This is a genomic window from Streptomyces flavotricini (assembly GCF_020639365.1).
Taxonomy (GTDB): Bacteria; Actinomycetota; Actinomycetes; order Streptomycetales; family Streptomycetaceae; genus Streptomyces; species Streptomyces flavotricini.
The window spans coordinates 6,113,750-6,123,513 of sequence record NZ_JAINUL010000001.1 but is presented as its reverse complement, the minus strand read 5'-3'; the positions used below and the strand labels follow the sequence as shown (position 1 = coordinate 6,123,513).

The window sequence follows — 9,764 nt, the reverse complement described above, 5'->3', positions numbered from 1 at the left end:
CGTTCGCGCCGCCCGCGCCCGGCGGGGCCTTCGCGCCCCCGGCGCCGATGCCCCCGGCGCCCTCGTTCGGCGCGCCGCCGGCGCCCGTACCGCCCGCCGGTCCCTGGGGCGCCAACGCCCCCGGCGCCGTCCCCGGCAACCCGTGGGGCGCCCCCGCCCCGAGCACCACCAACGGCCTGGCCGTCGCCGCCCTCACGCTCGGCATCGCGGCCGTGGTCATCGGCATCATCCCGTTCCTCTTCTGGGCGGGCGGCATCCTCGCCGTGGTCGGCATCGGCATCGGCATCGGCGCCCTCGTCCGGGCCTCGAAGGGCGCCGGCCGCAAGGCGATGGCCGTCACCGGCACGGCCCTGGCCGTGCTCGGCCTCGCCGCCTCGGCCGGAGGCCTCTTCCTCACCGGCTACGTCGTCACGAACGTGGCCGACAAGAAGCTCCGCGAGGGCTGGAAGGTCCCGTCCGACCTCGACGGCAGCGTGCCGCCGCTCCCGGCGCCGTCGCCGACGCCCCCGCCCTCGCAGGTCCCCGGCATCACTTCCCCGCTGGCGTTCGGCGAGACGTACACGTACCCGAACGGCATCAAGGTGACCCTCTCGAAGCCGAAGAAGTACGTCACGAAGAACAAGTACTCGACGGTCGGGAACGCGGTGGAGTTCACGCTCACCATCACCAACGGCTCCGCCGAGACCCACAACGTCATCTACGCGGTGCCCAACGTCCGCGACGACAAGGGCATGACCGCCAAGCTCGCCTTCGACGGCGGCGACGTCCCGAAGATGATCAGGGGCGACATCCTGCCGGGCGAGTCCGCCAGCGGGATCCTGGCGTACGAGGTCCCCGAGGGCACCGAGCACCTCTCGGCCGACATCTCCCCCGGCATCCGGCTGCCCAGCGCGAAGTTCAGCGGCCCGATCGGCTGATCCGGGCACCCGCGCCGGCCGGCCCGGGCACCCGCACGGCACACCGGGGGCACGGCGAAAAGGCACGGGCTCAGGACATCGCGTCAGAAAGACGATTACACTGGGTCCGTGCCTCAACTTCGCCTCGCTCTGAATCAGATCGACTCGCAGGTCGGCAACATCGCCGCCAACGCCGACTCGGTCGTCCACTGGACCCGGCACTCCGCCGAACAGGGCGCCCACCTGGTGGCGTTCCCGGAGATGATGCTGACCGGGTACCCCGTCGAGGACCTCGCCCTGCGCACCTCCTTCGTCGAGGCCTCCCGCACCGCGCTGCGCGAGCTCGCGGAGCGGCTGGCGGCCGAGGGCTTCGGCGAACTGCCGGTCGTCGTCGGCTACCTCGACCGCACGGAGCAGGCCGCCCCGCGGCTCGGCCGCCCGGCCGGGTCCCCGGAGAACGCGGCCGCCGTGCTGTACGGCGGGAAGGTCGTCCTCCGCTTCGCCAAGCACCACCTCCCCAACTACGGCGTGTTCGACGAGTTCCGGTACTTCGTTCCGGGCGACACCCAGCCGGTCGTCCGGGTGCGCGGCGTCGACGTGGCCCTGGCCATCTGCGAGGACCTCTGGCAGGAGGGCGGCCGGGTGCCCGCCACCCGCTCCGCCGGGGCGGGCCTGCTGATCTCCGTCAACGCCTCCCCGTACGAGCGCAACAAGGACGACCAGCGCCTGGAGCTGGTGCGCAAGCGCGCCCAGGAGGCCGGCTGCACCCTCGCCTACCTGGCGATGATCGGCGGCCAGGACGAGCTGGTATTCGACGGGGACTCGATCGTCGTCGGCGCCGACGGCGAGGTCATCGCCCGCGCCCCGCAGTTCTCCGAGGGCTGCGTCCTCGTCGACCTCGACCTGCCTGCCGCCCGCGCCGACGCCCCCGAGGGCCTCGTCGACGACGGGCTGCGGATCGACCGCGTGATCCTCTCCGAGGAGCCGGTGGAACCGTACGAGCCGGTGGTCGCCGGCGGCTACGCCGACCGCCTCGACGACGACGAGGAGGTCTACGACGCGCTGGTCGTGGGCCTGCGCGCGTACGTCAGGAAGAACGGGTTCCGCTCCGTCCTGATCGGGCTCTCCGGCGGCATCGACTCCGCGCTCGTCGCCGCCATCGCCTGCGACGCGATCGGCGCGCAGAACGTGTACGGCGTCTCGATGCCCTCGAAGTACTCCTCGGACCACTCCAAGGGCGACGCCTCCGAACTGGCCGACCGGACCGGCCTGAACTTCCGGACCGTGCCGATCGAGCCGATGTTCGACGCGTACATGGGCTCGCTGGGCCTGACCGGCCTGGCGGAGGAGAACCTCCAGTCCCGGCTGCGCGGCACCATGCTGATGGCGGTCTCCAACCAGGAGGGCCACATCGTGCTGGCCCCCGGCAACAAGTCGGAGCTGGCGGTCGGCTACTCCACCCTGTACGGGGACTCGGTGGGCGCGTACGGCCCGATCAAGGACGTCTACAAGACGGATGTCTTCCGGCTCGCGCGCTACCGCAACCGGGCCGCGGCCGAGCGCGGCGAGACCCCTCCGATCCCGGAGAACTCCATCGTGAAGCCGCCGAGCGCCGAGCTGCGCCCGGGCCAGGTGGACACGGACTCGCTGCCGGACTACCCGGTTCTCGACGCGATCCTGGAGCTGTACGTGGACCGCGACCAGGGCATCGACGCGATCGTCGAGGCCGGCTTCGACCGTGCGCTGGTCGCCAAGACCCTGCGGATGGTGGACACGGCGGAGTACAAGCGCCGCCAGTACCCGCCGGGCACGAAGATCTCCGCGAAGGGCTTCGGCAAGGACCGCCGGCTGCCCATCACGAACGGCTGGCGCGAGCACGCGTAGCCGCGGCCTCCGTACGGAGGAAGGGGGCCCCGCCGCTGCTGCGGTGGGGCCCCCTTCCTCACCCGTACGGGCGTACGAACGTACGGGCTACGGCTTCACCGTCACCCGCGCGGCGACCGGCAGGTGGTCGCTGCCGGTGCGCGGCAGGGTCCAGGAGGCTTCCGGGGTGATCCCGCGGACCATGATCTGGTCGATCCGGGCCATCGGGAACTGGGCCGGCCAGCTGAACCCGAACCCGTCGCCCGCCGCGCCCTGCGTGGAGCGCATCTGCGAGGTGACGTCGGACAGGGACCGGTCGTTCATGGTGCCGTTGAGGTCGCCGAGCAGGATGACCTTCTTCAGCGGTTCGGCGGCGAGCGCGTTGCCCAGGGCCGCGGCGCTGTTGTCGCGCTGGTTGGCGGTGAAGCCGGCGTTGAGCTTGACGCGGACGGAGGGCAGGTGGGCGGCGAAGACGGCGATCTTGCCGTACGGGCTGTCCACGGTGGTGCGCATGGCGCGGGTCCAGCCCATCTTGATGTCGACGGGCGTGCTGGAGCTGAGCGGGTACTTGCTCCACACGCCGACCGTGCCCTCGACGGAGTGGTACTTGTACGCGCCCGCGAGGGCCTGCTCGTAGACGGGGACGGCGCTGCCCTTGAGCTCGGTCAGGGCCAGCACGTCGGCGCCGGACTTGGCGATCTGGGCGGCGGTGCCGTGCGGGTCGGGGTTGTCGGCGTCGACGTTGTGGGCGGTGACCACCAGGTTGCCGCCGGAGCCGGACTTGTCGAGGACCAGGCTGCCGAAGAGGTTCACCCACACGACGGCCGTCAGCAGTATCGCGATCAGCGCGGTGGCCGACTTGCGCACGACGGCGGCGGCGAGCAGGAGCGGCACCGCCAGGCCCAGCCAGGGCAGGAAGGTCTCGGTGAGGCTGCCGAGGTTGCCCACGTCGTTCGGCAGCTCGGCGTGGAAGATCATGATCAGCGAGATCAGGGCGGCCACGGCCGCGGTGACGACCCCGCGCCGCCAGATGCCCCGGTCCCGGCTCAGCCCGGCCAGTCGGCGCCGGAGGCGGGATCCGGAGGGCTCGGGCTCCGAGCCGCCGTTCCCCGTCTCCGTCATGTACGCCTGTGCCATGCCACTGCCCTCGCTGCCGTGCTTGCGCTCCGTCCCCGCACCTTGACCCTAGGCGATCGACGAAGCCTTCCGTGCCGTTGTTCCGGCCGTACGTCCGGGAGGACGAACGGCCGTGTGGCCGAGGTTCCGCTTGTCACGAAACGCGCACATTGGCTCCGGCGCGCGCCGAATCGCCGGGGAGGGGACCATGAGAGGTCCAAGAGGGGGCCATGAGGGTGCAGCGCGTGCTCCTCGCGTACGGCAGGAGTGTGACGTACGGGTCCGCTCACCACTTTCCCCACGGCCCCGGCAGGTGCCACCATGGTGGGTGAGTCCGGGGACGCCGTAAGGGCGCCTCGAGATGACATCAAGGAGCAGTTGCAATGACGCATGCCGTTTCGCCTGCCCGCGAAGCCGCCTCCCCCACCCTGTACGGAGGCACGGGCACCCGGCGGATCACCGTCCGCGACCTCACCCTCGCCAAGGAGCGCGGCGAGAAGTGGCCCATGCTCACCGCCTACGACGCGATGACCGCGTCCGTCTTCGACGAGGCCGGCATCCCGGTCATCCTCGTCGGCGACTCCATGGGCAACTGTCACCTCGGCTACGAGAACACCGTCCCCGTGACGATGGACGAGATGACCATGCTGTCGGCCGCCGTCGTACGGGGGACCGGCCGGGCCCTGGTCGTCGGCGACCTGCCCTTCGGCTCGTACCAGGAAGGCGCCGTGCAGGCGCTGCGCAGTGCCACCCGCCTCGTGAAGGAGGCCGGCGTCGGAGCCGTGAAGCTGGAGGGTGGCGAGCGCTCGCTCCACCAGACCGAGATGATCGTGCAGTCCGGCATCCCCGTCATGTCCCACCTGGGCCTGACCCCGCAGTCCGTGAACGCCATGGGCTACCGGGTGCAGGGCCGCGGCGACGAGGCCGCCCACCAGCTGCTGCGCGACGCCAAGGCGGCGCAGGACGCGGGCGCGTTCGCAGTGGTGCTGGAGCTGGTCCCGGCCGAGCTGGCCGCCGAGGTCACCCGGTCCCTGCACATCCCGACGGTCGGCATCGGGGCCGGAGCGGAGTGCGACGCGCAGGTGCTGGTGTGGACCGACATGATGGGTCTGACCGGCGGGAAGATGCCGAAGTTCGTGAAGCAGTACGCGAACCTGCGCGCGACCATGGGCGACGCGGCGAAGGCCTTCGCCGAGGACGTGGTCGGCGGAACGTTCCCGCAGGCCGAGCACAGCTTCCACTGACCGAACAGCCCCTTACCGGGAGCCCGCCGACACCCCGTCGGCGGGCTTCCGGTTTCCGGTCGGCCGCCGGTCGTCTTCCTGTCGGTCGTCTGTCGGTCCGCTGTCGGTGCGTTGTCGGTGGCGGATGGTCCCATGGTGGACATGACGCGAAACGACAAGAATCCCGTGCACGGCTCGCACGCCGTCGAGGTACGGGGGCTGGTCAAGCACTACGGCGAGACCAAGGCCCTGGACGGGGTCGACCTGGATGTCCGCGAGGGCACGGTCCTCGGTGTCCTCGGCCCCAACGGCGCGGGCAAGACCACCCTCGTGCGCTGCCTCTCCACCCTGATCGTCCCGGACGCCGGGACCGCGACCGTCGCCGGCTTCGACGTGGTCCGCCAGCCGCGGCAGCTGCGCCGCACCATAGGCCTCACCGGCCAGTACGCCTCGGTCGACGAGAAGCTCTCCGGCTGGGAGAACCTCTACATGATCGGCCGGCTGCTCGACCTGTCCCGCAAGGACGCCCGGTCGCGCGCCGACGAGCTGCTGGAACGCTTCTCGCTCACCGACGCCGCCAAGAAGGCCGCGATGAACTACTCCGGCGGCATGCGCCGCCGACTCGACCTGGCCGCCTCGATGATCGGCCGCCCGGCCGTGCTCTACCTGGACGAGCCGACCACCGGTCTCGACCCCCGCACCCGCAACGAGGTGTGGGACGAGGTGCAGCGGATGGTCGCCGAGGGGGCCACCGTCCTGCTCACCACCCAGTACATGGAGGAGGCCGAGCAGCTCGCGAACGAGCTGACGGTCATCGACAAGGGCAAGGTCATCGCCAACGGCAAGGTCGACGAGCTGAAGGCCCGCGTCGGCGGCCGCACCCTGCGGATCCGCCCCGTCTCCTCCTCCGACCTGCCGGGCATGGCCCGTTCGCTGGCGGAGGCCGGCCTGGACGGGGTCGCCGGCTCGCAGGCCGTCCCGGACGAGGGCGTGCTGCTGGTGCCGATCCTGAGCGACGAGCAGCTGACCGCCGTGGTCGGCCTGCTGGCCGCCCGCGGGTACGCGATCGCCGACCTCGGCACCTACCTGCCCAGCCTCGACGAGGTGTTCCTGGCCATCACCGGCCAGCGCCCCGCCTCCGTCGAGGACTCCGTTCCCACCGAGAAGACCGAGGAGGTCGCGGCATGAGCACCGTAACCACGACGAAGCCCGCTCCCACCGCGCCCGGTCCGGCCCCGGTGGACGGCCGCCCCGGCGAGGGCCGGATCGGTCTGCGGGCCAATCTGCGGCACATCGGCGCCCTCGTGCGCCGCAACGCCCTGCAGATCAAGCAGGACCCCGAGTCGATGTTCGACGTCCTGTTCATGCCGATCATCTTCACGCTGCTGTTCGTGTTCGTCTTCGGCGGCGCGATCTCCGGCAAGGGCCAGCAGGAGGCGTACGTCAACTACGTCGTCCCCGGCCTGATGGCCATGATGGGCATGAACATCGCGATGGGTGTCGGCACCGGCGTCAACGACGACTTCAAGAAGGGCGTCATGGACCGGTTCCGGTCCATGCCGATCGCCCGGTCGTCCGTCCTCATCGCCAAGATCGTCGTCGAGCTCGGCCGGATGATGGTCGCCATCGCGATCCTGCTGACCGTGGGCTTCATGCTCGGCCTGTCGATCAAGACCTCGGTGTTCGACCTGCTGCTGTCCATCGGCCTGTCGGCGGTCTTCGGCGCCTCGCTGATGTGGATCTTCATCCTGCTCGGCCTCACCATGAAGACCGCGCAGGCCGTCCAGGGCATGGCGATGCTGGTCCTGATGCCGCTCCAGTTCGGCAGCTCGATCTTCGCCCCGCCGTCGACCATGCCCGGCTGGCTGCAGTCCTTCACGGACTACAACCCGCTGTCCAACCTGGCCGACGCGGCCCGCGGCCTGATCAACGGCGGTGCGGTCGCCCACCCGGTGACGGTGACCCTGATCTGGTCGGTGGCCATCACGGCGGTCACCATGCCGCTGGCGGTCCGCAAGTTCCGCCAGAAGACCTGATCCGGTCCGGTCGGTCCGTTCCGGATCGCGTCCCGGACGGGCCCCGTACGGGGGACCGGATCAGATGAGGGCGGTGGCCTCCTCCAGGGTGAGGCCGCCGCCTTCGGCGTACGCCGCCCCGTAGGCCGCCCCGCCGAGCGCGGCCCGCGTCAGCTCCTCGGCGCGGGCCGCGTCCTCGCGTTCCGTGCTGACCGGGAAGTGCTGGGCGGGCAGGTGGGCCCGGTACGCGCCGAGCAGCCGCGCGGCGTCGTACGCGTGCCGCCCGCCGCCGAGGCTGACGTGCGAGACGGCCGCCGTCAGCAGGTACACGGCGGGCATCTGCGGGGCGACCATGAGGGCGAGGGGGTCCCGGGCGGTCTCCATGGCCTTGCGGAGCTGGGCGAGGGCGTCCGCGTACTCGCCGTCCTGGTTGTCCAGCCAGGCCATCGTGCCGAGCAGGAAGCCGTCGAAGATGGCGAAGGCGCCGAGCGCGAACTCCTCGCGCAGCAGCCGGAGCTGGCGGCGGGCCTCGGGGATGCGGCCGGTGCGGCCGTAGACGCCCGCGAGGAACATCCGGGCGGCCGGCATGGCCTCGTTGCCGTAGGTCAGGGTGGTGCCCAGGATCTCGGTGAGGATCTCCTCGGCCCGGGCCATCTCTCCGCTCTCGACGAGGGTCCCGGCCATCCTCACCCGCAGGACCGTGACCTGGGACGGGGCTCCGAGCCGCTCGGCGTGCTCGATCGCGGCCCGGAAGTCCTCGCCGGCCGCCGTGAACTCGCCGCGCTTCTCGCGGGATTCGGCGCGTGCGGAGAGCGCCTCGGCGCAGCCCCAGTCGTCGCCCAGTGCCTCGAAGAGGGCATGGCTCTCGTCGGCGTCGCGGGCCGCGTCCCCGGACCAGGCCGCCTGGTTGGCCAGCACGTTGGCCCGTACCTGGAGGGCGGAGGCCAGCTCCCAGCGGTAGTCGAGCTCCCGGCAGGTGTCGACGGAGGCGTCGAGGACCCGCTGGAGCAGGGGGGCGTCCCCCGCGATCATCACCGCGTAGATCCACAGGCCGCCGGGGATCCGGCAGGTCTGCGGCAGCCCGGGGCGGTAGGCGGCGACGATCCCGTCGATCCGGTCCCGGATCTCCGGCGCGTTCCAGCTCTCGTTGGTCTGGTCGCGGGAGGCGAGCTGGATCAGCCGGATGCCGCGCCAGGCCTCGGTGAGCAGCTCCCCGCCGTACGGCGGGGGCGTGTCGGTGAGTTCCGCGTACACCGGCTCGGCCGGGGTGACGGGCGTGCGGAAGGGGTCGGGGATGAGTGCGCCGGCGGCATCGGACCAGTGCCGGGACTCGACGCGCAGGTCGTGCATCTGCCAGTACCAGGCGAGGGAGTGGACGAGGCAGAGCACCTCGTCGGTGTCGCGGACGGCGACGGCGCGGCGCAGCGCGGTACGGAGGTTCTCGTACTCGGTGGCGAGCCGCCCGGTGGCCTCGCGCTGGCGGCGGCCGCGCAGCAGCGGCGCGGTGGTGCGCGCGAGTTCGCGGTAGTACGTGAGGTGGCGGCGTTCGGTGGCCTCGCGGTCCCCGGCGGCTTCGGCGAGCCGCTCGGCGGCGTACTCGGCGACGGTCTCCAGGAGGCGGTAGCGCATGTCGGCGCCGTCGGGGCCCGGCGCGGCGACGACGAGGGACTTGTCGACGAGGGAGCCGAGGAGGTCGAGGGTGTCCGGGTCTGCGCACACGGCTTCGGCGGCCGACACGTCGCAGCCGCCGGCGAAGACGGAGAGGCGGCGCAGGACGGCGCGCTCCGGTACGTCGAGCAGGTCCCAGGACCAGTCGACGACGGCGCGCAGGGTCTGCTGGCGGGGCAGTACGGTGCGGGCGCCGCCGGTCAGGAGCCGGAAGCGGTCGTCGAGGCGGTCGGCTATCTGGCGCGGGGTGAGCAGCCGCAGCCGGGCCGCGGCCAGCTCGATGGCGAGCGGCAGGCCGTCGAGGCGGCGGCAGATCTCGGCGGCGGCCTCGGGGTCGTCGTCGGTGGTGAAGCCGGGCCGGGCGGCGGCCCCGCGCTCTGACAGGAGCCGGAGCGCGACGGGGTCGGGCAGTGGCTCCACCGGCCGCAGGAACTCCCCCGGCACGCCGAGCGGTTCGCGACTGGTGGCCAGGATCCGGACGCCGGGGCAGCGAGCGAGGAGCTCCTCGGCGAGTTCGGCGGAGGCTTCGATGACGTGCTCGCAGTTGTCCAGGATCAGCAGCATCCGCCGCCGGGCGCAGTGCTCCGCGAGTCGCTCCAGGGGCTGGTCCCCGGTGCGGTCGGTCAGCGCCCGCAGCTCCTCGGCGGCGCCGCCGCGCAGCTTGGTCTCGCGTGCGCCGAGCGCGGTGAGGGCGGCCTCGGCGACGTCCTCGGGGGCGTCGGGTCCGTCGATGGGAGCCAGCTCCACGAACCACACTCCGTCGGGCCAGTCCTGGGCGGCGTGCTCGGCGGCCTCCTGGGACAGCCGTGTCTTCCCGGCGCCGCCGGGCCCGAGCAGCGTGACGAGCCGCGCCCGCCCGAGGTCCTCCCCGATGACCCGGATGTCCGCCTCGCGCCCCACGAAACTGGTCAGCCGCACGCGCAGGTTCCCCGGCCGCGCGGACCCGGCCGCGCCCGCCGGCGGTGCGCCACCCGGCGCCCCGG

At 72.2% G+C, this 9,764-nt stretch carries 7 protein-coding genes; 5 read left to right on the top strand and 2 right to left on the bottom strand.

Annotation, left to right across the window (positions count from 1 at the left end; all coding sequences use genetic code 11):
* Positions 1 to 917, top strand: a 917-nt coding sequence (locus K7B10_RS27925; RefSeq protein ID WP_229340182.1) for a DUF4190 domain-containing protein, incomplete at its 5' end; no start/stop codon positions are given.
* A 108-nt stretch (positions 918 to 1,025) separates the two neighbouring features.
* Complete coding sequence (locus K7B10_RS27920) at positions 1,026 to 2,780, top strand: NAD+ synthase (RefSeq protein WP_229340181.1); 1,755 nt, start codon at positions 1,026 to 1,028, stop codon at positions 2,778 to 2,780.
* Between the two features lie 87 nt (positions 2,781 to 2,867).
* On the opposite strand, the gene K7B10_RS27915 is transcribed toward K7B10_RS27920, so the two are convergent.
* Entirely contained in the window at positions 2,868 to 3,896 is a 1,029-nt protein-coding gene (locus tag K7B10_RS27915) for an endonuclease/exonuclease/phosphatase family protein (RefSeq protein ID WP_229340179.1), read from the bottom strand.
* A 362-nt stretch (positions 3,897 to 4,258) separates the two neighbouring features.
* Here K7B10_RS27915 and panB point away from each other — a divergent pair, with 362 nt between their 5' ends.
* The 3 genes from panB (at position 4,259) to K7B10_RS27900 (ending at position 7,134) form a co-directional block, all read left to right on the top strand.
* The gene (panB, locus tag K7B10_RS27910; protein ID WP_030866904.1) at positions 4,259 to 5,119 is read left to right on the top strand and encodes a 3-methyl-2-oxobutanoate hydroxymethyltransferase; all 861 of its coding nucleotides are present in this window, start codon (positions 4,259 to 4,261) and stop codon (positions 5,117 to 5,119) included.
* Between the two features lie 132 nt (positions 5,120 to 5,251).
* Positions 5,252 to 6,286 carry an ATP-binding cassette domain-containing protein gene (locus K7B10_RS27905; protein WP_229340177.1) on the top strand — a complete coding sequence of 345 codons (1,035 nt, stop codon included), beginning with the start codon at positions 5,252 to 5,254 and terminating at the stop codon, positions 6,284 to 6,286.
* Positions 6,283 to 7,134, top strand: coding sequence for an ABC transporter permease (locus tag K7B10_RS27900; RefSeq protein ID WP_229340174.1), 852 nt, complete (start codon positions 6,283 to 6,285; stop codon positions 7,132 to 7,134). The genes K7B10_RS27905 and K7B10_RS27900 overlap by 4 nt, the downstream gene beginning before the upstream one ends.
* A gap of 60 nt (positions 7,135 to 7,194) precedes the next feature.
* Here the strand turns inward: K7B10_RS27900 and K7B10_RS27895 are convergent.
* Positions 7,195 to 9,764, bottom strand: a 2,570-nt coding sequence (locus K7B10_RS27895; protein WP_229340172.1) for an ATP-binding protein, incomplete at its 5' end; no start/stop codon positions are given.

What these genes read in the sequence shown, in the direction of transcription:
- K7B10_RS27915 (WP_229340179.1), bottom strand. Translation starts at nt 3,896, where the DNA reads ATGGCACAGGCGTACATGACGGAGACGGGGAACGGCGGCTCGGAGCCC.
- panB (WP_030866904.1), top strand. Translation starts at nt 4,259, where the DNA reads ATGACGCATGCCGTTTCGCCTGCCCGCGAAGCCGCCTCCCCCACCCTG.
- K7B10_RS27905 (WP_229340177.1), top strand. Translation starts at nt 5,252, where the DNA reads ATGGTGGACATGACGCGAAACGACAAGAATCCCGTGCACGGCTCGCAC.
- K7B10_RS27900 (WP_229340174.1), top strand. Translation starts at nt 6,283, where the DNA reads ATGAGCACCGTAACCACGACGAAGCCCGCTCCCACCGCGCCCGGTCCG.